This is a genomic window from Streptomyces sp. NPDC091682, from assembly GCF_044756625.1.
Lineage (GTDB): Bacteria > Actinomycetota > Actinomycetes > Streptomycetales > Streptomycetaceae > Streptomyces.
The window spans coordinates 1-20,167 of record NZ_JBIVTH010000048.1; the positions used below are offsets into that span (position 1 = coordinate 1).

22 protein-coding genes and 4 pseudogenes are annotated in these 20,167 nt (G+C 68.5%); 13 read left to right on the top strand and 13 right to left on the bottom strand.

From position 1 onward, the window contains the following. Positions 1-634, top strand: a pseudogene (locus tag ACIQK6_RS42270) (integrase core domain-containing protein); the annotation flags it as partial. A gap of 2 nt (positions 635-636) precedes the next feature. Here ACIQK6_RS42270 and ACIQK6_RS42275 read toward each other — a convergent pair. From ACIQK6_RS42275 to ACIQK6_RS42285, 3 genes are all read right to left on the bottom strand, one after another. Next, a complete protein-coding gene (locus ACIQK6_RS42275) occupies positions 637-1,185 on the bottom strand; it encodes a hypothetical protein (protein ID WP_329107328.1) in 549 nt (182 codons plus the stop codon). Positions 1,186-1,862: 677 nt separating this feature from the next. Continuing rightward, on the bottom strand, positions 1,863-2,147 hold the full coding sequence (locus tag ACIQK6_RS42280; protein WP_329107330.1) for a hypothetical protein: 285 nt from the start codon (positions 2,145-2,147) through the stop codon (positions 1,863-1,865). A gap of 52 nt (positions 2,148-2,199) precedes the next feature. Then, positions 2,200-3,021 carry a helix-turn-helix transcriptional regulator gene (locus ACIQK6_RS42285; RefSeq protein WP_329107332.1) on the bottom strand — a complete coding sequence of 274 codons (822 nt, stop codon included), beginning with the start codon at positions 3,019-3,021 and terminating at the stop codon, positions 2,200-2,202. Positions 3,022-3,421: 400 nt separating this feature from the next. On the opposite strand from ACIQK6_RS42285, the gene ACIQK6_RS42290 reads away from it, so the two are divergent. After that, positions 3,422-3,835: a hypothetical protein gene (locus tag ACIQK6_RS42290; protein ID WP_329107334.1), complete on the top strand. Its 414-nt coding sequence runs from the start codon at positions 3,422-3,424 to the stop codon at positions 3,833-3,835. 589 nt (positions 3,836-4,424) lie between these two features. On the opposite strand, the gene ACIQK6_RS42295 is transcribed toward ACIQK6_RS42290, so the two are convergent. Next, positions 4,425-4,658 (bottom strand): hypothetical protein, encoded by a 234-nt coding sequence (locus ACIQK6_RS42295; RefSeq protein WP_329107336.1) that lies wholly within the window; start codon positions 4,656-4,658, stop codon positions 4,425-4,427. Between the two features lie 111 nt (positions 4,659-4,769). Beyond that, on the bottom strand, positions 4,770-5,252 hold the full coding sequence (locus ACIQK6_RS42300) for a MarR family transcriptional regulator (RefSeq protein ID WP_329107338.1): 483 nt from the start codon (positions 5,250-5,252) through the stop codon (positions 4,770-4,772). Between the two features lie 79 nt (positions 5,253-5,331). Here ACIQK6_RS42300 and ACIQK6_RS42305 point away from each other — a divergent pair, with 79 nt between their 5' ends. The 3 genes and pseudogenes from ACIQK6_RS42305 to ACIQK6_RS42315 all read left to right on the top strand — a co-directional run bounded on the left by ACIQK6_RS42305 (position 5,332) and on the right by ACIQK6_RS42315 (position 7,427). Continuing rightward, the gene (locus ACIQK6_RS42305) at positions 5,332-5,892 is read left to right on the top strand and encodes a hypothetical protein (protein WP_329107340.1); all 561 of its coding nucleotides are present in this window, start codon (positions 5,332-5,334) and stop codon (positions 5,890-5,892) included. 236 nt (positions 5,893-6,128) lie between these two features. Continuing rightward, positions 6,129-6,251, top strand: a pseudogene (locus ACIQK6_RS42310) (hypothetical protein); the annotation flags it as partial. 6 nt (positions 6,252-6,257) lie between these two features. Further along, on the top strand, positions 6,258-7,427 hold the full coding sequence (locus tag ACIQK6_RS42315) for a HEAT repeat domain-containing protein (protein WP_329107342.1): 1,170 nt from the start codon (positions 6,258-6,260) through the stop codon (positions 7,425-7,427). Between the two features lie 73 nt (positions 7,428-7,500). Here ACIQK6_RS42315 and ACIQK6_RS42320 read toward each other — a convergent pair whose 3' ends face one another. The 3 genes from ACIQK6_RS42320 to ACIQK6_RS42330 form a co-directional block, all read right to left on the bottom strand. Then, the gene (locus tag ACIQK6_RS42320; RefSeq protein ID WP_329107344.1) at positions 7,501-8,886 is read right to left on the bottom strand and encodes a hypothetical protein; all 1,386 of its coding nucleotides are present in this window, start codon (positions 8,884-8,886) and stop codon (positions 7,501-7,503) included. Positions 8,887-9,121: 235 nt separating this feature from the next. Next, positions 9,122-9,340, bottom strand: a complete 219-nt coding sequence (locus ACIQK6_RS42325; RefSeq protein ID WP_329107346.1) for a hypothetical protein — start codon at positions 9,338-9,340, stop codon at positions 9,122-9,124. 82 nt (positions 9,341-9,422) lie between these two features. Next, positions 9,423-11,609 (bottom strand): HEAT repeat domain-containing protein, encoded by a 2,187-nt coding sequence (locus ACIQK6_RS42330; RefSeq protein ID WP_329107349.1) that lies wholly within the window; start codon positions 11,607-11,609, stop codon positions 9,423-9,425. A gap of 119 nt (positions 11,610-11,728) precedes the next feature. Between ACIQK6_RS42330 and ACIQK6_RS42335 the strand changes: the two are divergent. From ACIQK6_RS42335 to ACIQK6_RS42350, 4 genes and pseudogenes are all read left to right on the top strand, one after another. Further along, positions 11,729-12,025 (top strand): annotated as a pseudogene (locus ACIQK6_RS42335) (HNH endonuclease); the annotation flags it as partial. A 163-nt stretch (positions 12,026-12,188) separates the two neighbouring features. Continuing rightward, entirely contained in the window at positions 12,189-12,599 is a 411-nt protein-coding gene (locus ACIQK6_RS42340) for a hypothetical protein (protein WP_329107351.1), read from the top strand. A gap of 454 nt (positions 12,600-13,053) precedes the next feature. Further along, complete coding sequence (locus ACIQK6_RS42345; protein WP_329107353.1) at positions 13,054-13,182, top strand: transposase family protein; 129 nt, start codon at positions 13,054-13,056, stop codon at positions 13,180-13,182. Further along, on the top strand, positions 13,146-13,343 hold the full coding sequence (locus ACIQK6_RS42350) for a cupin domain-containing protein (RefSeq protein ID WP_402697734.1): 198 nt from the start codon (positions 13,146-13,148) through the stop codon (positions 13,341-13,343). Before ACIQK6_RS42345 ends, ACIQK6_RS42350 begins: the two co-directional genes overlap by 37 nt. A 797-nt stretch (positions 13,344-14,140) precedes the next feature. On the opposite strand, the gene ACIQK6_RS42355 is transcribed toward ACIQK6_RS42350, so the two are convergent. Next, positions 14,141-14,296: a hypothetical protein gene (locus ACIQK6_RS42355; protein ID WP_329108322.1), complete on the bottom strand. Its 156-nt coding sequence runs from the start codon at positions 14,294-14,296 to the stop codon at positions 14,141-14,143. A gap of 503 nt (positions 14,297-14,799) precedes the next feature. On the opposite strand from ACIQK6_RS42355, the gene ACIQK6_RS42360 reads away from it, so the two are divergent. The 3 genes and pseudogenes from ACIQK6_RS42360 (at position 14,800) to ACIQK6_RS42370 (ending at position 16,228) form a co-directional block, all read left to right on the top strand. Further along, positions 14,800-15,006 carry a hypothetical protein gene (locus ACIQK6_RS42360; protein WP_329107355.1) on the top strand — a complete coding sequence of 69 codons (207 nt, stop codon included), beginning with the start codon at positions 14,800-14,802 and terminating at the stop codon, positions 15,004-15,006. Beyond that, positions 15,003-15,155, top strand: coding sequence for a hypothetical protein (locus ACIQK6_RS42365; RefSeq protein WP_329107357.1), 153 nt, complete (start codon positions 15,003-15,005; stop codon positions 15,153-15,155). The genes ACIQK6_RS42360 and ACIQK6_RS42365 overlap by 4 nt, the downstream gene beginning before the upstream one ends. Positions 15,156-15,228: 73 nt before the next feature. Beyond that, positions 15,229-16,228: pseudogene (locus ACIQK6_RS42370) on the top strand (IS5 family transposase). Between the two features lie 19 nt (positions 16,229-16,247). Here the strand turns inward: ACIQK6_RS42370 and ACIQK6_RS42375 are convergent. Beyond that, entirely contained in the window at positions 16,248-16,802 is a 555-nt protein-coding gene (locus tag ACIQK6_RS42375; RefSeq protein WP_329107360.1) for a hypothetical protein, read from the bottom strand. Positions 16,803-17,230: 428 nt separating this feature from the next. Between ACIQK6_RS42375 and ACIQK6_RS42380 the strand changes: the two genes are divergently transcribed. Beyond that, the gene (locus ACIQK6_RS42380; RefSeq protein ID WP_329107363.1) at positions 17,231-17,680 is read left to right on the top strand and encodes a hypothetical protein; all 450 of its coding nucleotides are present in this window, start codon (positions 17,231-17,233) and stop codon (positions 17,678-17,680) included. Positions 17,681-18,103: 423 nt separating this feature from the next. On the opposite strand, the gene ACIQK6_RS42385 is transcribed toward ACIQK6_RS42380, so the two are convergent. The 3 genes from ACIQK6_RS42385 to ACIQK6_RS42395 form a co-directional block, all read right to left on the bottom strand. Then, the gene (locus ACIQK6_RS42385; RefSeq protein WP_329107365.1) at positions 18,104-18,628 is read right to left on the bottom strand and encodes a GNAT family N-acetyltransferase; all 525 of its coding nucleotides are present in this window, start codon (positions 18,626-18,628) and stop codon (positions 18,104-18,106) included. Between the two features lie 675 nt (positions 18,629-19,303). Further along, positions 19,304-19,654 (bottom strand): hypothetical protein, encoded by a 351-nt coding sequence (locus ACIQK6_RS42390; RefSeq protein ID WP_329107367.1) that lies wholly within the window; start codon positions 19,652-19,654, stop codon positions 19,304-19,306. A 42-nt stretch (positions 19,655-19,696) separates the two neighbouring features. Beyond that, on the bottom strand, positions 19,697-20,005 hold the full coding sequence (locus tag ACIQK6_RS42395; protein ID WP_329107369.1) for a hypothetical protein: 309 nt from the start codon (positions 20,003-20,005) through the stop codon (positions 19,697-19,699). Positions 20,006-20,167: the final 162 nt, after the last annotated feature.

The following is a 20,167-nucleotide window of genomic DNA, read 5'->3' on the forward strand; positions in this document are numbered from 1 at the left end:
TGGACGCTCACCACGGCCACCGCATAAGCGAGAGGGCCTCCCGGCCTACGGCCGGACGGCCCTCCAACAAGATCTTCACGAGTCTTCTAGGCGAGCTGGTCCACGTCGACATCAAAAAGCTCGCGAACATCCCCGATGGCGGGGGCCACAGGGTGCTGGGCCGACCGGCGGGCCGCAAGACCAAGTCCGGCGTCGGCTACCAGTACATCCACACCGCGGTCGACGACCACCCCCGCCCCGCCTACAGCGAGATCCACGCCGACGAGAAGAAGGAAACCGCCACCGCGTTCTGGAGCAGGGCCCATGCCTACTACGCCAGCGTCGGGATCACCGTCGAACGCGTCCTGACCGACAACGGTTCCTGCTGCAAATCCCACACCTGGCGCGATGCCCTGGCAGCGGCCGGGATCACCCACAAGCGAACCCGGCCCTACCGCCCCCAGACCAACGGCAAGGTCGAGCGCCTCAACCGCACCCTGCTCGACGAATGGGCCTACGCCCGCCCCTACCGATCAGCGCAGGAACGACGTAAAGCGTTCCCCAGTGGCTGCACTCCTACAATCGCCACCGCGGACACACCGCGCTCGCAGGCAAACCACCCGCCAGCCGCGTCCCCAGCCTCACTGGGCAATAAACCTAGTCGTCGATCCCTAGGTCAGAGCGCATGGCCACTTTCAGCGATCCCAGGTGGATCCAGACCTCCTGGTGGAGTTCATCTTCCAGGGAGCCGAGTTCTTCCAGGTACGCGGAGGGTTCCGCACCGTACCGCTTGAGCTTGCCGTACGCAGCGTTCATGTGGCTCTTGGCTGTGTTCGATGCTTGCAACACTGCACCCGGAACGATCATCTGAGACTCTGCGTAGATGTCCCGGTAGGAGAGCCTGGCCGTCTCCAAGTTCCCCCGGGTCGTGTCGACGTCCGCGCCGCATCGAAGTGCGTGGGCATAGCGGGTCATCGCAGTCAGGTACTGGCGCGAAGCGGTGTTCAGCGCGACGTAGCAGGCGCGGCGTCGTTCGAGGCTCTCGCTCTGCCATTGTCTGGCCTGCTCGGCGCGGAGCAGCTCCTCGGCATGACCACGCTCTTCACGCTGTTGTTCAGCGGCGGCCTGCAGCTCCATTCGCTTGGTTCGGTCCGCCCGGTTCTGCGTCAGCAGCGCGGCCCCCAGTGTGCCCACCACGCCAACCATGGCGATCAGTAGCCCAGTCCAACCAGCTCCCACGACGCCCCCTTCGTGCATTCGGAAGATCGCCCCCCTCGCGGTCAAGGCGCTCCTCCTGTGCGTCACAGGTCCCGAGAGAGGGCTCCGACCATCCTGACGGGGGCACGCGTCCGGCACGCCCCGAACGCGCAAGGAGCCCACCCCGGCTCCGACCACGTTGCTCCGGTCGGCCAGAGCACGCGTACGGGGTGCCGGTGCGTTCGGCGCAGGCGACGACGTCGGCGGTTCCGCCGTAGCCCCAGGCCGGCTTGCCGTTCCAGACAGCGAGGAAGAGGTCGGAGAGGCCGACGAGAACTTCGCTGCCTGCCATGTGTGCTGTGGAGTCGGAGGTGGTCATGCCGGTGTGGTGGACCTCGATGGTCGCGTGGTGGAGGCGGTCGTAGACGGGCCAGTGGGCTTCGGGCAGGTTCTGCCGGTACTCGTGTGCCGGGACCACGGCTTCGAGGCGGCCGCCGTGCGCGAGGATGGTTTCCGCCCACCACGCATCGGGGCCGTCCGCGGTGCAGGACACCGCAATGAGCTCTCCCGCGGGGAACTCGCGGACGTCCTGTTCCAGGAGCGTTGCACCTGTGCGTCGACCTCGGCTTTCAGGCCCCGTTGCCCGGCGATCCCCACCCCCATACCCAACCCCCTTCTTTCGTTCGCTACATGTAGACGTCGTGCAGGCACTCGTCGAACTGTCGCACCACCTTTGGTGGGGAGGAGAGCGTGACGGCAGCGGGCCGCCCCGACCGGTCGAATGCGGCCTCGATCCGGCCGGCCGCGAGGTGTCCGGCAGCCAGGTCCAGGACGATCAGGGCGCCCTGTCTATCGGTACCGCCCGCGAGCGCCTCGGTCTCGGCGGACAGCACCCAGTCCGGCCGCTCCAGCTTGGCCCGCAGGCGACCCGGGCCGCGGCCACCTTCTCGGGCCCGAAGCGGAACACCCACGGCCACGGAGGCGGGTCGGCCGGGAGAGCCTCGGCCGCCGATCGGCATCGGGTCAACGCCCGGTCCCCAGCGGACCCGTCGCCGCCGGCGGCGTGCGAGAGGGCTTCCACGGATGACAGCCACGCGTCCGTGACCGGCGGGCGCTGCGGTCCGAGGACCTCGCGCGCCCGCGCGGCGAGGCTGAGGGCCTGGGGCCGTTTCCGGTGTGGGCCTCGAACTGCGCGAGGCTGCCGATCTGGTAGGCGGCCAGGGGCGGGTCGCCCGCCGTACGGGCGGCGCGGATGGCGGAGCCGTACCAGGTGCGGGCGGACCCGTGGTCGCCCATGTCCCACGCCAGCCACCCGGCCAGGCTCGCGGTTTCACAGCCGGCCGCGGCCAGCCGTGCCCGGTGGGCGTCCGAGCGGGCATCACGGCTCACGGACTGGATCAGCCTCAGATGGGCGTGCATGCTCTCGGAGAGCTCCCGCGACGGGGCCGAGCCGTCCAGCCGACGCAACGCGGTGGTGTTCAGGCGCAGGGCGGCGCTCTGACCGCCGTCGGCATCGGCCGGTGCCGACGGGGGAGTAGTGGCCGCCGCCGCGACGGCGAACCCGAGCAGGTTGCGGCGTTCCACGTCCTGGGATCCGTCCTGTAACGCGTGCTGGTCGGCGAGTCCGACCAGCGGCGGCGGGATCTGTAGACGGGCGGCCACCCGGGCGAGGACGTCCATGCGGTAGGCGCTCGTTCCGTGTTGCTCCAGACGGGACACCGCCGGCTGCGACAGCCCGCAGACCTGCCGCTGCGTCAGCTGCGCCGACGTCCTGGCCAGTTCGATGACGCGACCGTAGTTCCCGTCGCGGGCCGTGGCCCGCACTTCCGGAGCCCTGAGATCCACCGGCTCACTTCCCCCACGCTACGGCTGTGGATGCGCCATGGCGGCCCCTGATCGGCGGTGAAGAGCCAGGACCTCTGTACTGTCGATGTCGGGAGCAGTCCGAACGTGCCGTCGACGACGCATTGGACGGCCTACGACGGCCGCTTGCGCCGCCCCCGCCCCCGCCCCCGCGCCCGAAGCCCTCCGCGCGACCTGCGCCTGCGGCACGGCTGGCGCGGCGCCGCCGAATACCCGCTCGACTGGGCGACGATCGGCGACCAGCCTCTGTACGAAGCGGATGTCAACCTTGCATGGCGGAACGCCGGTCTGGTGATGGAACCTCAATGGGCGGGCGGTCGGGGCGTGCAGGCGGGGTGTGATGAACTGACGTTTCGTTTATCGAAGGTCGGAGGGGGAAGACGTGGCAGCCGAAGAGACGGCCCTGGAGGGGTCCGTTCCCGTAGATGGCGCATCGGGGCGGGCGGAGAAGGCCCGCCGGGACGCCCGCCGGATCGAACGGTGGTCCATCGCGTGGATGCTCCTGGCCATGGCGGTCTGGGGATTCTTCGTCTTCCTCATGGTCGCCGACTACGGTCCGGAGACACCGTCGCACCGGGGGAGCAGCAGTTTGTGCCGCGGCCCGTTGGTCGAGCCGTGGCCTGGCAGCATGACCTGCCGCGACGCCGAGCTGCGCCAGTGGCCAGCGCTTCTGGGCATCCTCGCGCTGGCGGTCGTATCGACAGTGCTCGCCGCGGCGACCACGGTGTATGCCAAGGTTCTCTCGCGCTTGGCTCCCGGCGGCGAGCTCGTCGTGGAGCAGCAGGGCCGAACCTGACACGAAGAGCTCGGGTTCTGTTGCGGGGGCAGCGCGCCTGCAGCTGCAGTTATGGCCAGGGGCAGGAGTGCGTCACGCCTGCGCCTAGGCGCATGGCGTGCATAGCGGTGCCGGACCCAGAGGTGATCGCAGGACCCCGCTCCGCCCAGCACGGGAGTGGGGTGGCGCGTCCTGCGCGGCGGGTGCGGTCTGGTCGTCGACACGGACGAAGTCGACGCTGGGGTCGTACGGGGCGCGACGCCCTCCGTAATGGCGCCCTGGTCCGCGTCTCCGGAGGCTGGCCCAGCCACCTACCGTCGCGCTCACGAACCGGCTGGCCCAGGCAACACGGTCGGTACGGCGACCGCTCTGCCGGGTAGGCCGACGGCGGCACCGAGCAGGAAGACCCCGGCCCCCAACGGCTCCACACCCACCAGTACCCACGTGCCCCCGGCAGGTGAATCCCAACATCGACGATCTGTCGCACCGCTCCCGGTCGAACGACTCCGACCGATAGGCGGTGCTCCAGGGTTCCCACCGATATTGCGGACGCGAGCAACCGGAAGATCAACACGCCGGCGGTGGCCGTCGGTGCGGCCGGCCCTGTGGGTCAGACGGCGGGTTCGAAGGTGATCCGGGCGTTGGGGCAGCCGGCCGCGTACCGCAGGAGCGCCTCGCGTTCGGCGGGGTCGACGGCGAGGCCCCAGCGGTGCTTGGTGGTGACCCATTCGCCGAGGTAGCGGCAGTGGACCGCGGGCATCGGCGTCCAGGTGGCCGGGGCCTGGTCGGACTTCTGACGATTGGAGCGGACGGTGACGCCGACGAGGGTGACGTCCGAGCCCAAGTCGTTGGCGTAGCGGCGCCGGCGTTCGGTGGTCCAGCCGTACCCGCCACTTGGCGGGGAGCGCCATTCGAGACGTGCGGCATTCCAGATCCCGCGTCACTGTGCACCCCGTCAGGGGCTAGCCGCTTCCTTCGGATCACCGCTGCGATTCTCCTCGGCCAAGGCGAGGGCGGCCTCGCGCATGACGGCAACTGTTCCCGTGAGCCAGCGGCCGACAGCGGCCAGTTCGGACTCGTCGAGGCCTTGCACCACTTCGGCCATCCCCGCCGTCATCGGGGCCATGGCCGCACCCAGGACGCGGCGGTGCGCGGCTGTGGCGGTCAGGGTGAACCGGCGGCGGTCGCCGGGATCCCTGGCGCGTTCGACGTATCCGAGCGCGGCCAGCCGGTCGATGATCTTGGTGATGGCAGCGTTGCTGAGGCCGGTTTCACCCACGAGCCGACCGGGAGTGGTGCCGGGAGTGCGGGCGATGATGCCGAGCACCTTGTGCTCGGTGGCGTTGACGTGCAGGCGGGCCGCGAGCTGCTCGTGGTAGAGCACCACCCACAGGCTGAGCTCGTGGCCCAGCGCGGCGCCGTCCCGTTCGGTACTCATGCCGGCCAGCGTACAAGTCTTTCACTTTGGTGAAAAAAACTACTTCACCAAAGTGAAAGGATGTGATGGGATCAGCCGCATGACCACCCCCCTGGTACCGACCCGCTCGCGCCCGCATCGCCTCGGTCCGCCCTCGGCCGCGCTGCTCGGCCGCGTGTACCTCGCCGCCCTCATCACCCACCTGCCGATCCTGGCGGTGCTCCTTGCGCCCCAGGGCCGCAGCCGGGTCAGCTCGGAAAGCACGGCGGGACTGCTGAACGCACTCCTCGTCGGGCTCGTCATCGCAGCCGTGGTCCTGGTGCCAGTGGTCTGCGCCCGGGTCGCCCCGGCAGGCCCGCGGTGGCAGCCCGGGACCGCGCTCGCCGGAGTCCGGTCCCTGATCCGTACTGACCGACGGGCCTGGCTGCGGCGCCTGGGGGAGTTGACCGTCCTCTACATCGCCGCCCAGCTCCTGGGCGGGCTCGTTGCCCAGTTCCTTCCGTACATTTGGGAGAACCCCCTGTACGGCAGCGAGCCGGGGGCGGCGCAGTGGGAGTTCCACTACGTCAACTTCGCTCTCCAGGGTGTCGTCATCTACGTGGCGGTGTGCGCGGCGACCGCGTGGTACGCCTGCCGGTTGCGGCAGCTGCTGGAGGTCTGATCGGCAGCACATCGGCCTTGGGCCTGGTGACCTGTTCGCCATCCCAGAACGCCATGTTCCACGCCGAACCTTCGCGCACCAGACGCCGGCGCGCCCTTACCGACGGGCCTCCACACCCCGGGCCCTGATTCAGTCGTCAGGCAAGTCCGCCAGGCCGTGCCGGCTATTATCCGCCCCGTCGGGCCGATTCGGCAGATCTACACTGAGCTGCGAGAACGCTGAGGGGGAACAGGACCATGGGCGTGAGTACGGGTGTGGGTACGAGCAATGCTGTGGACGGCGAGTCCGCCCTGATCTCCGCGGTCCAGGCCGGGGACACGGACCTGGTGAGGATCCTTCTCCATGAGAACAGCGACTCCGACTGCGTGGACGCCGCGTTCTGCTTGGCGGTCCGGATGCACGCCGGGCACATCGCCCAACTGCTGCTCCAGTACGGTGCGGATTCGGGCCGGAGCGGGCCCGAGGATCTGATCCCTTTGCGTGAGGCGGTCGACTCGGGTTCGCCCGCTCTGTTCGAGGCGCTCCTGGACCACAGGATCCGGGGCAGGTATCCCGAATCTGAACTCCTGGAGGCGCGGGACCTCGCCCGCCGCTGGCACGAGACGGGGGTCGAGGCCGAACTGAGGCGCCGCACCGGTTCCCGGGATACCGTCGTCCGTAGGCAGGTGCAAGACGACGAGTACAACAGGGTCGACGAGTGCACCCTTGGTGGCACGACCGTGCGGGACGGCCACGGGGCGATCCTCACGTACGTCGAGGACCTGCTCGGGGTCCGGACGTCGTTCGAGGATCTGATGGATCGCGCGTTGACCATCGCCGACCAGAACCACCCGACATGGGGCGGGGTCACCCTCCTGCTGGCCGGCCGACGCGACCAGGCGACCTGGACAGCTGCCGCAGCGCTGCGCACGAACCCGGACCCGTCCCGCCGGTTGTTCGGTGCCGAGGTGCTCCGGGTTACCCATCTGCTCGACCCCAGCGACGAGGACGCGTTCGCTGGTCCCGCTCTGAACATGTTTACCGAATGGTCGGCCGAGGAGACGGACCTCGCCGTGCTCACCGAGGTGCTGGTCGCTCTTGGGGAGCACATCGACCCCCGCGCGGAGGTGGCCCTTTTGCCTCACGCCGGCCATTCTGATGCCGGGGTGCGGCGTGCGGTCGCGCAGGGGTTCAGCGAGTGGTCCTCGCCGCCGGCTTTTTCCGGCGATGCTCGCACGGCGTTGCTGCGGCTGATGACCGATCCGGACGCGGTGGTACGGAAGACCGCATGCTGCGTGGTTGCCGAGGGCAGGGACCACGATCCCAACTTCGCGGACGCCATGGCTGCTGTGCTGGACGACACGAACCGTCTGGTCCGGCTGGCCGCCGTCTACGGGCTTGCCCTCCACGACGATGAACGGTGTGTGGAAGCAGCACGCCTTCTCGGCCCGCCGCAGCGCGGTTCCCTGGAAGAAGAGGGCTACCTCGAAGCGGTGTGGCGTTACGAATGGCGTCGCGACGACCGCTGGACATCCCCGCCTGTGCCTGTCAGCTGATCCAGAGCCGGGAATACCGCACGGTTCGAATGACGCTCCCCGCCAGCTTTGCGTGCGGCGTTGCCGACGGGCCCTAAAGCTGCGGCCCGTCGATGGAATCGGCCTCCGTACTGTTGGGAGTGCTCCAGCGCCGTCGAGCGTGCTCCCGCTGGGCGGCGGCACTGGGGATGGCAGCGATGGCATCGATGGGGCGGTTCTGCCTGATCAGCAGCTTGGCGAGGTCTGTGGCTGCCGTGAGTCCTGGATGGGTGCGGAGCAGCTCCATTGCTTCGTCTGATCTGCCGTCCTGTGCCAGCAGCGAGGCGATGGTGATGTCCCGCTCGTCGGCATACAGGTCGGGATCCGCTGCGACCTCCGCGATGGCTTCGCGGCATCGCCCGGTTTCTCCCATCAACCACCATCGAGTGGACGGCACCCAGTACGTCTCTTCGAGGAAGTCCTGGCTGCACTCATCCAGGAGTCGCAATGCCCGTTCCTGGAGGCCGTTCTCGGCGAGCATGCGCACCGCGACATACAGGAGGCCCTCCCAAGGGTCCTCGAAGGTGGGGCGTACTACCTCGACGGCCTCGTCAATTCGGTCCTGTCCGGCTAGCAGATCCATGAGGAGGGACTGGCAGCTACCCGGGTAGTCGGTGGCGGCGATGAGTTCGCGCAACAAGGTCTCGGCCTCGCCCGTCCGTCCTGCGTCCTGGAGCGCCCCCACCAGGGGACGCAGTGCCTCGCGTGCATGGCCACCAGTGGTGACTGCTCGGTGCAGCTCCTCTATCCGTCCGTGCCGGGCGAGGAGCCCCACGTAGGTCTCGACCGTGTTCTGGGGTCCGTACCGGCGGGCGGCCACGTCGGTGCCGAGGACGCTGATCGCCTCGTCGACCCGCCCTGATCTCTCCAAGACCTCGGCCTGCAAGTCCAAGGTTTCCCAGTGCCTGTGCGATCCGCCTTGGGTTTGCACGCGTCTGGCCTCCTGCGCGAGCGGGACAAGCAGCGCCAGGACTCGGTCGTCCCTACCCTGCCCTTCGGTCATCTCTACGAGAGACCGTGGTATCCGACCGTCCGACAGGTGAGGTTCGAGGACCGTGATCGCCTCGTCCACACACCCGGTCTTCACCAGGACTTCGGCGTAGGCACGGCACGCCTCGACTGCCTGCCACGCCGTTTCGTCCGGGCGCACCAAGGCCAGTGCCTCATCGATCCGGCCCCACCGGACCAAGATGTCGGCACCCGCTGAAAGAGCAGGCAGCCAGCCGGAATCCGCGAACGGCTTCATCACGGCCCAGGCCCGTTCGAATTCTTCTGTGGTACAGAGCTCACGTGCCGCGCCTCGTGCGCAGAACCAGTCCCCGCGCCTGTCGGCGGCCTCCACCACGAGATCCAGGTGCCCACCTTCCACGAGGAGGTCCACCACTTGTGGTGGGACTCCACCCCAGTTGTCTGCTTGCCACTGAAGATCTTCAACGTTCACGGGGACAGCTTAGAAACCACCGCCGACATGACGGTTTTGAGCCGGGGTGCAGGGGTGGGCGCCGAGGTCGATCGTGAGCTGGTCTGTGCGGCAGAGAGGCGAGGCTGGGGCCTCTCTCCGGTCGAGGCGCGTGGAATGCCGCATGGTTCGAATGACGCTCTCCGCCAGCTGGGGCGTTCGGGTGGACGGCGGCGCGTCGTGCGGCGCGGCGTGAGGCATACGCGAATGACCAAGGTCAGCTCTCCTCGCTGGTCGCGGTGACGGCTCGTTCGAACCGGTTGGAGGCGGACCGAGACTTGGCGGAGTGGCTGCCGCCGGCGCCGGATGCGCTGTGTCGGTACGGCGCGGAGTGGATCGCGATCAAGCTCTGCTGGGGCCTCGCGGTCGACGAGGCCGAGCGGGACCGGCTGCTGGACATCGCGGCCTGCTGCGGCGGCACGGATGTGGAGTTCACCCCCGCCCCGTGGGTCGAGGGCCGGTGCAGGAGGGGCCGCTACCACGTCAGGCGTGGCTTCGCGGTGGCGGCCCCACTACGGTCAGGAGGTGGCTTGGGAGGCCTGCGTACGCGTCAGGATGGACCGGCAGGTGCGCTGGATTTCCAGGTCGACGGCGATGCTCCATCCCCAGGGGTCTCCTCCGCGGCGGGGCTGTGCGAGTGCGGATTGGACCTGGGGGAGGGCGGGGTGTGCTGCCTGGCCCATGCGGTTGAGGCAGGCGACGGCATGGCGTGCGGTGAAGTCGTTGTCCTTCCAAGCGGCCAGCAGCGCCGGCACGACGGCGGGGGCTTCGTCGTCCCCGCCGATGTCCCAGAGGGCTGACGCCATATGGACCAGGGTCCAGGAGTCGTTCAGCACGGCGGAACCGGCCTGCTCGTTGCGTGCGTTCTGTTCGAGTTGGTCGTTCAGTATCTGGCGCAGGCGGGGCAGTACGGCCGCGGCGGGAGGGCCGATCCGTCCAGCAAGGTTGACCGCGTCGAAGTTCCGCTCGTCGTTGAGGAGGCATTGCAGCAGCGGAACGACCTGCTCGGGTCGGCGTTCAAGTTCCCAGATGGTGTTGGTTGCGGCCGTGCGGGTTCTCTGGTCTTCCGCCTCGGTCAGGGGGCGGACGATCTCGAGGGCGGTGATGGCGCGGGTGCCGAACGATGCGAGCGCCTTCAGGATGGGCGCGGCCGTGTGCCACTGCCCTCGCTGGACGGCGGCCTTGAGGGCGTCGGTGAGCGCGGGCACGGCGGCCGGGTCGCCGAGTGCGGCAAGCGCCGACGCGAGCGAGGTGGGACTGACATCGGGCCATTCACGGGAGTGGTCGATGTCGGCGAGGAGGCGGATGAGCCGGGGCGTGAGTTCCGCGGCGGCCTGGGGCAGCCGGCCGGCCGCGTTCACGGCCCGCCAGGCGTCGATACCGGTGTCGAGCGCGGTCAGCAGCCCGGGCAGGGCTCGCTCGTCTCCGAGCTCGGCGAGTGCCAGGGTCGCCTGCTGGTGGGCGCGGCGCAGTTCGGCGTGTGGGCTCGCCCAGGCATCGGGTCTATGTGTGGTGCGGTGGGTGGCGACGTAGGCGGCGAGGGCTTCCCGGGCCGGTTCGGCAAGCTGGCCCAAGGCCCCGAGCACCTCGGCCGCAGCTGCTGACGTGTAGGAGTCGCGCGGCAGCAGGCACGCGGCGAGGAGTCGTACCAGGGGAACATGGTCTCCTCGCCAGGAGATGATCAGTGTGCGTGCCATGTCGATCGCGTCGTACCGGGTGGCCGCATCCAGGCTGCGCAGCTGCTCGCAGAGCAACGCGGTCCGGTCCTCGACACGCCCGTCGAGGACCTCGTGGAAGGACACCAGCAGGGACGTCGTGGGCGCATGGACCCGGCCGTGGCGGTCCAGGTCGGCGAAGGCGGCAGCAACGTGCCCAGGAACACCAGGGTCGGGCTCGGTCTCAAGAGCACACGTGCACGGCCCCGTCGGCCCCGGGCTCTCGTCTGGCTCCTTGCTCTCCTCGGGCAGGGATATCGGCGCGATCCGGCGGAGGAGCGCGATCGCGGTGGGCACCGTGGTGGCATCGATGGACTCGGGGATGCAGCGGGCCCGCTGGACGAGCGCCGCAAGACGGACATCGGCATCCACCGTCAAGCCGTCGGCGAGGAGATCGAACCATGCCCGCGCTGGTTTCTGAGCCGCCGGGAGCCGCAGCGCCAGATCGCCCATCGTCCGGATCACCAGCAGCCGCTCCATGACGCCGTCCTCGGCGTCGAGCCGAGCCCGAAGGACTCCTACCGCCCGCTCGGCGTCGTTCAGGAACAGCCCCAGCCCCACGATCGCGGCCGAACGCACCCGCGCGTCCGTATCGCAGGCGTAGCCGACGAACACCTCGCCGCGCCCACGTATCAGGGCTGCGGCGTCCTGGTAGGCCGTGCTTTCCTCACCGTCGATGCCGATCCATACACCGCCGACCTCGTCCCGATCGACGGCCTCACGGCCGATGCTCACGATCAGCGCGACCACCGACGCCCGATCAGGCGTGGAAGGGCTGTCGGCCATGTCGAACAAAAACGGCAGACTGGCCACCGTGCACGGATACACGTCCCCCTGATGGTGGGCCGCGCCGTAGAAGCTCCTGAACGCCTTCTCCCGGACCTCGTCGCAGGACGAAGCCATGTCGCGCAGCCATTGCGGAACATCACTGGCCGGCCCGTAGGCGTGCCCCAGGGACGCCCAGTCGATGCTCTCCAAGTCGTTGATCATGCCCGGCACTATGCCGCGCAGCACTGACACGCTCGACAGCAAGCGCTGGGCCCCCCGATCCTGACCGCCAGCGCTGTTGCCGCTGAGGCATCTGCAATACCGCTCATTTGGAATGACGCGCCCTGCCGGCTGGGGCTTCGGCGTGGACGGCGGCGCGGCGGGAGGCGTACGCGAACGACCAGGGACAGCCGGCTTCCCGGGTCGCGGTGACGGCCTGCTCGAACCGGTCGAAGGCGGACCAGGATCCGGCGGAGTGGCTGCCGCCGTCCGCGGACGCGCTGTGCCGGTACGGCGCCGAGTGGACGGCAACGAAACTCCGTTGGGGCCTCGCGGTCGACGAGGCCGAGCGTGACCGGCTGCTCGACATCGCGGCCGGCTGCGGTGGCACGGACGTGGAGTTCACCCCCGCCCCGTAGCACCCCCGAAGGTCAGGGCCGCCACCTCGACAGGTGGCGGCCCTTCGCCGTGCCCGCAGCCGTTCGCGGTCGCCGGGTGGCCGGGTGGGCCCAACGGGGTGCGCTGTTGGGCCGGCTCGGGTGTGGGCGTTGGCTCGGGCGGGGCAGGGTGGCGGGCGGGAACGTGTCGGAGGGTGGTGTGCTGGTGGAGTGGGACCGGTGGACGGTGGAGTTCGGGGACGCGCACGCGGGCGCGGTCGGTGTCCTCGTCGGTGGCGACGAGCCGGGGCCGGCGTACTTCGATGTCGGGAGCGGCTCGGACGTGCCCTCCACGACGCACTGGTCGGCCTACGACGGCCAGGTCGGCCGCCCGCGCGCCGAGGCGCTCCGGGCGGGGTGCGCATGCGGATGGCGAGGCGCCGCAGAATATGCGCTGGACTGGGCGACGGTCGGCGACCGGCCTCTGTACGAGGCGGATGTCGACCTGACCGGACCGCTCGTGGACTGGAACGCCCACCTGTCCCTCGTCCGCGACCAGGCCGCGCCGCTCTCCAGCCGCTGGCCGCCCTCCTGGTCGAGATCGTCGAGCAGCTGACCGCCAGTATTCACGTAGACCAAGGCGGATTGCAGGATCCGCGGGCACAGCACGAACATCTCCTGATCATCGCGTCGTGAGAGGACTGCATCATGTTCAGGCCCTCCTCGATCTCCCGCTTCAGGTCCCGCAGCCGGAGGTAGCGGGCCACGAGGATGGTCCTTCCTCTGGGCGTGGCCTACCTCCAGCATCGCCGCGTAGCTGGGGTGGGATGCGTTACGGGTGAAGCGGCGCAGGATCGCCCACGTTTTGCCGGACACGGGTACCTGCTCGTCCGTCAGCAGCGTCCAGTGTGCGACGAGCTCATTCACATCCAACGGAGTACGGGCCACAGTCGTCGATCGTCCTCCCGGGGCTTCATACACCGCAGCCGTACCGCCCCGGACTCACTCACCCGGGTTACACCGCCGCAAGATCACCGCCGTGCCCAGGCTACGGAAGCTGGTCAGGGCGAGTGCACGGCTCCTACCTGCGGTTTCCTGCTGACCTCCCCGTGACAGGGCGGCGGGTGATGCTGCAGCTTCGTGTCCGGCGCTTCACCTGCGGTTGCGGCTCGCACTCGGCAACCAGGACCTCGTCCTGACTGCCGGGGACATCGTCGAGATCGACACCCACACGCCCCATGGAGTTGCGAACGCCGGATCCGCCGGACCGGTCGAGTATCTGGTCATGTTCGGGCCCCAAGGAGAACGTCCACGGCCGCGCACCCCTCCAGCCGCCGGTGACAGGAAGGCTGCTGAATGAGCAGTTGTGACAAGCCGCCTGCCTCGTCGGTGACAACCATGCTGCTTCGTTCGGTCCCATTTCGCCACGTCATCCGGCTCTGCCGGTGACAGCTACTGAGGTTCGGCTCAGGTGGGCTGTGGGGGGTGGGCGCCGCCGGGTTTGAGTGTGTCAGTGCCAGGCGCTGCTCGGACCTGGAGTGCAATAGTTCCTGCGGGGAGCGGCCTTCGGGCGGGCTGATCTTCGCCCCGTTGCGCTGCCGGCTGCGGGCAGGACCCGGCTGCCGTCACACGTCGCTGGTTCCCGTCCCCGGTCGGCAGCATCTAGCCGGGACGCGGCCGACCAAGCCGCCGTGAGGCGACCGCCCTTTCCTCCTTACGCTTTGACCGCCTTGCCCGCCACCCCCTCCGGTCTGGGCGCGGCCCCGACCCGGCCTTTCCCCCGGCCGGTCGGGGCCCTTGTGCTCTTCCGTGCGGCAGCAGCGTTACTCCCGCGTAGCCGCGGCGGTCAGGTCGGCGGAGTGGGAGGCGCTTCGCCAAGCCGTACGGCGGCTCATTGCCTCGTTCGGGGGAATCGGGCTGTGGTGGCCAAGCTGGTGGGCGGACTGCGGCGAAGAGGGCGTGTGCGGGGATGCCGGAAGGTCCTGTTCCCGCGCCGGCCGTGTGGGGTCTCCGCGTGGCCGAGGCACCTTGGGCGCGAGCAGCGACGGGAAATGGCCGGTGGCCCCGCCCCCCCCTGAGTGGGCCAGGCCACCGGCCTGTCCGGCTACACCACCGACCGGTGATGTCCTCCTGCCGGGCCCGGCAGGAGGCTGGGCGCTACTTCTGGTTGATGGGCAGGGCCAGGTCGGTGACCTGGTACCGGGTCGGGAAGGCGCCCTTGTCGGTTGCTTTGCCGGTCAGGACATCGACCGCGTAAAGACAGTAGGTGCCGGTCGTGCCGGTCGTGCCGATCGCGGCGAACCCGCGGTTCACCCTGGTGGCCGCCTACCGCTACGCACACCGGCTCGGCATGGTCGTGGAACTCCTCTCCAACGGCTCCCGGCTGTGGCGCGAGCCCACCATGAACCTCCTCACCACCTACCTCCCGGCGAAGCTCACCCTGTCCGTGTACGGTGCCAGCGCCGAGACGTACGACGGCTTCACCCGCCGCCGCGGCGGCTTCAGGAAGTTCACCCGCGGCCTCGACAACGCCGTAGCGGCCGGGCTGAACCGGGAACTCAGCCTGATCATCACCCGCCGCAACGCCCACGAGCAGCACGCCATGCGGGCATGGGCCGACCGGCTCGGCCTGCCCTGGCGCGAGTACGCCAACAATGTCGCCGACCATCCACGACGGCGCCGAAACGCTGCTCACGCAGTCTCACGAACACCTCACCCAGCGGGCCCCATTCACCGGGTGCCGGGCCGGTCACACCTTCTCCCACGCGGACCCCCACGGCCGCGCCTCCATCTGCAAGGTAGGCCGCGATCCGTACGTGGACCTGGACGCCGAAGGCGTCGAAGGTCTGGCCCGACTCGGCGCCATCGCCGATTCCCTCATGCTTCGCACCGGAGGATGCTCAGGCTGCACATTCTCCGGCTCGTGCCGGGTGTGCCGCCCGATGTCGCGCATCTTCCAGGAGGCGAAGGCACCACTGGTCAACTACTGCCAGCACGGCCAACCGAAGGAGATCACCCGATGACCCCGACCCTGCTCGAAGCCCGCCCCACCGCCGTCGCCCTCAGCCGGACCCGCCACGCCAAGACCGACGAGGTGCAGATCATCGAGGACATCACCGCCTACACCGCACCCACTGCGCAGGGCTGCGGCGACGACAACCCCTACAACTAGGGCGCGTATTGAGTCGTGACCAATCCTTGGGTTCGGCCCCGCTCCGAGGCTCTGATCCCTTAGATCGTCTTGTGTGACTCGCGTACAACTGACGGACCAGGAGTGGGAGTTCATCGGCCCGTGCCTGCCGATCGGCAAGTACGGGCCGTATCCCAGGCGGCTGCGGCAGCAATTCGAGGGTGTGATCTGGCGGTTCAAGACTGGCGGGCAGTGGCGTGAGATGCCAAAGGAGTTCGGCGCCTGGTCGCCCGTCTCCAACCGCTTCCGCCAGTGGCGTGACGCTGGCGTGTTCGAGGCCCTGCTGGAGGGCCTGATCGCGGAAGCAGCGAAGCGGGGCGAGACCTGTCCCTGGTCAGTATCGACTCCACCACCGCTCGCGCCCACCACGACGCCGCCGGGATACACCTGAGCAAGGACGTGCTCACCTCCCTGGAGAAGGCCGCCGTCGAGGAGGAGAAGGCCAGGTCAAAAGGTGCGACGGCGAAGAACAAAGCGGACGAGACACCGAAGCGGATCCCGAGTGGGATGAGCGACGACGTATTCGACGCTGCCGGAAGCTCCGCCTGAAGGCCGCCCTCCTGGGACGCTCGCGGGGTGGGCAGACCAGCAAGGTTCACCTCGCCGCCGACCGCAAGTGCCGCCCGCTGGCGTTCATCTTGACCGCGGGCCAGGCAGCCGACAGTCCGCGGTTCATCCCCGTCCTGGGGAAGACCCGGGTCCGCGGGCCCGTCGGCCGCCCCCGTACCCGGCCCGATGCTGTCGCCGGGGACAAGGCCTACTCGTCCCGCGGCAACCGTTCCCACCTGCGCAAACGCCAGATCAAGGCGGTCATCCCCGAGAAAGTCGACCAGGCCGCCAACCGGAAGAAGAAGGGCTCAAGGGGCGGTCGGCCTGTCAGTCACGACGCCGACCTGTACAAAGAGAGGAACACCGTCGAGCGGCTGATCAACAAGCTGAAGGCCTGGCGGGGCATCGCCATCCGGTACGACAAGGCCCCCGAGAGCTACCTCGCTGGCCTCCATCTGCGTGCCTCGATGATCTGGATCAAAGACCTGACCAGGGCGACCCGTTGATCACGACTCGCTCGGCACCCTAGCGCCGTCGTCCGCGTCCCCCCTGCCGTCCGCCCGTGTCCCTGCTGGTTCGTCTGCCCTTGACCTTGCCGCTGCGCGTGCCCGGGGCCTGCACTGGGCGCCCCTGCCAGTCGATGCTGTCGTCCTCCGACAGGCTTGCCGCATACGAGAGCGATTGCTGGACCAGCAGCGACAGCAGGCGCTTGGACTCCATCGAGGAAAGCTCGCCCTGCCAGGGGCAGACTGAGTACCACCCCTGACCCGGGTCCGTCAGGGGCGGGCAGGGCGATGCGGGCTTCAGGAGCTCGGTCGGCGCTTCTGGAAGGCGCACCAGCAGCGTGTCCATGCTCCAGGCGACGACCGCGGCGATGCCCTTGGCAGCAAGCACCGGCACCCCGAAAGTCGCCAGGACGGGCCAGCGGGGAACAAGGTCCTCAAGTCTTTCGACCAGATCGGGGTGGGTATGCAACTCCCACCCCTCATAGGAATGGGCACCGCGCTCCTGTGGAACCCCCTGCGCCCGCAGCAGGTCGACCAGCGACGTGTTCTGAGGCAAGTTCGGCAATGCCGTCATGCCTCGACACCCTACGTGCCCTTCAGAAGCAGAGGCAGTGGCCGTGCTCGTCTTCTCTCCACCCGGACCCGCGGCGTGAACATGCCGACTGATCAAAACCCGATACGCGCCCTAGCGGGCCTGGCCAGACGGGCAACGTCACCTGCCCTGCGGGCGGAGTGGGGCAGTTCCGTGCCAAGGTCACCTGCATAACTGATGGGGGAAGCACCTTCGTGACGTACGGGCTGTGGGAGTACCAAGGAGTACCGAAGGGGACCTGTTCGATGAACGGGACGGCAGGCGTGCCGTACATCGACTGGGACCGCCGTATGAAGGGCTGACCCCTCCCCGGCCGGCGGTCGTGGCACCGGTCACGGCCGCCAGCCGGGGAACCTGTAGGCGGTCCACTACGTCTATTCGCACAGGACACCAGACGAGGGGCAAAACGCATGAACCGCAGCAACCAGACCAGGCCGGGGCCGGAACCTCGTACCGGCCGCCGTCTGATCGGTTTCGCCGTGGCAGCCGTGCTCGTCCTCGCCCCCGCGACAGCGGCCTGCACCGGTAGCGACGACCAGGACCCGGTGGCCACCGCGTCCCCTACTGGCACCCCGACCACGGTTGCGTTCCTCGAATACCTTGCACGGGACAAAAAGAACAAGGACCTCCTTGCCCTCCATATCGATGTAATAGTCAACCCGGACGGCGATTCTACCTATTTTCATATCCTGACTAGTCTCAACCGTGACAAGCGCGAGAACGACGTGGAAAAGGAACAAGTGCAGGCGGAGAGGATTGCCGCCGCGTTCGTCGCCCTGCACAGGGACGAACTAAAAGACCACGGGTCCGTCAGAGTCGGCGGCATGATGGGCAAGGCACTGGTCAGGGACAAATGGTGAACAAAGGCGCCAATCGCCGCTCTGTCGCCTTCATCTCAAGCGCGGGGAGTTCGGTGTGGTCGTCGAGGGCAATCCGGCTTGGGTCGGCGGCGTATCCGAATCAGGCCGAAGAGGTGACGTCGGAGCCGAGGCCGTTGGCGTACCGGCGGCGGCGCTCGGTGGTCCAGCCGTGGCCGCCAGCTGGCGGGGAGCGACATTCGAACCGTGCGGTATTCCTGGCGGGCCCGGTGGCTGTGGAGTGCGAACAGACCTCTCGATCGGTGGGACAGCGGGCCGGGCAGCGATGCTCTGAGGGCGTGAGGGCCCGCAGCTGACGTCATCGACTCCGCGAGGTGACGCGGAGGTGTTCCGCAGGCTGGTCATTGAAGCCCTGAGGCTGTGTCGGGTGATGCGCAGACCGACTTGATGTGGAGGGTTGAACGCTCACACCCGAGTCTGCAGTACCTGGCCCGGCCAGATCGCACCGTCCGACCGCAGCACCTCGAACTCCAGCGTCGCGGTGAAGCCCAACTCCTCGTACTCGCGCACCAAGCGGCTGTCCTCGCCGACCCAGCAGTGCGTCCGAAGCAGCCGTGCGCCGCGTCGGGCTGCTTCGGCCCGGGCATCGGTGACAAGGGCCGCCATGCTGAGCTGTCGGCGCCACATCCTGGTCACCAGAAATTGCAGGTAGAGCTCTGGGACGTCGACCGGCGGAGCAAACTCCGGGGCCTCGTCAGCCAGCACCGAAGCACCCATGAATCGGTTCAGAAGGTCCCGGCAGATCCTTGTCCGTCCGGCCCGCGCGTGGCCCAGTACCTGCCTGACGATCAGCGGGGGATCCTCCCGCTCCAGCGCCTCGTACAGGTGGGGGTGCCGGTGCAGAACCAGCCAGGAGTCGTAGTCGTGGAGCACCCCCAGGAACTCACCCACCTCGGCAAGCCCGCCTGCAGTAACCCTCATGTCGCTCAAGCGCTCGCCCCCCGGAAGCGTCTAAACAGCAGTCGCTGATCATCGTACGGCCGAGGAACGGCGCGCCTCGGGGCGCTGTCCGGCACATCGACGACATCGCACCCGGGTTGCATCCAATGCAACATCGTGGCGTCGCAGGAGAATCACCCGAGGCAGAAGACCCCAGCGGCACCCAAAGCGGCTGCAGCCTGGCGCGCCGACCAGGTCAGGGCCCTCAGAATGCCGAGCGGAATCGCTCAGCCTATACAACTCCGCCTACTTGGAGTCGTGGACTTCGGCGAGCGGGACCATGTGGTCGATGTCGACGCTGGAGGCGCCCTGGACAAGGGCGTCGTCGTAGTAGGAGTGCCACACCCCTCCGGTCAGGGCGCAGTTGGCCCCGACGGTCGGGGCTTCGATTGCTTCGGCAATGAGGACGTTGTTGCGGGCGGTGCAGCCGTGCTTGTCGTCGGGTACAGCTCCCGCTTGTAGCCCTCGCGGATCTCGTTTGCGACCGGCAGCGCGGTGATCCCGTCCATGAGCGTGACCTCGTCGGCCTGTGTGGAGGAGGCGGGTGCGAGGGCGGCGGCCATGAGGCCCCGGCGCAAGTTCTTGATTATGAACTTGGTGATAGTGCGTCACCGGTCGTCGGGCCGAACCGGGTCGGGGCCGTCTCACCCCGGTGGGGGAGCGGGTTCACCGAAGAAACGCGCCTGCGTCTTCCTCCCGCTCCCCGGGATCGGCGTAGCCGCCCTCGTCCGGACTCCGGTGGACGTCCGCGTACACCAGCACCTGCACCTCGGCCTCGCCCGGGGTGCGGCGCAGCCGGCACGGGCCGCTGGACAGGGAGAGCTCGGAGATCCGCTGCGCCGCTTCGACAGCGGCCGGCTCGTGGCCCCGGATCTCGATGGTGATGACGTTCTCGTCGTTCATGCCCTCGGCAACCGGCCAGCCGAGGACGCGGTTGCCGCTCGTGCGCCAGGTGCACACCCCATCGAGTGCTCCGGAGCCTGGCCCGCTGCCCGCGAGCGCGTTGCGGGCAGTCACGCCTGTGGCGGTCGGCCACCAGAGCGCCGAGGGCCTTGCTGCTCAGGTCGACGCCGGGCCGACCTTGCATTCGCGCTTGCGCTCTTGGAAGAGAACCTCCCCGGAGTCGCTCTCGCTGACGTGGACTTGCAGGTAAACGGCGTTGGCTGTGTTGAAGGCTCCGGGGACCAGCAGGCTCATACCGTTTCTGAGTGTGGTTCCGGTGACCTGCCTCTCTCCTGAGATGGTGACTCCGCTTTGTTCGATGAATGCGACGGCGTGATACGTCCGGAAGGTGCTCACCTTGTCCGAGATGGCGGGAAGGGTGACGCTCAAGCCGCCTTCTGCAGCGCTGACCGTGCTGACGCTCATGCTCCACCTTTGTTGTCGTGGGGGTGGCGACGCGAAGCCTGCGCCGACGGGGTCAACCAGAACGGGTAGTGAACCGTTCCGGGTTCGGTAGGGACTCGATCGTTTGAGAGGATCGAGTCATGGCACGTCCTTCCCAGTACCCGCTTGAGCTGCGCCGTCGTG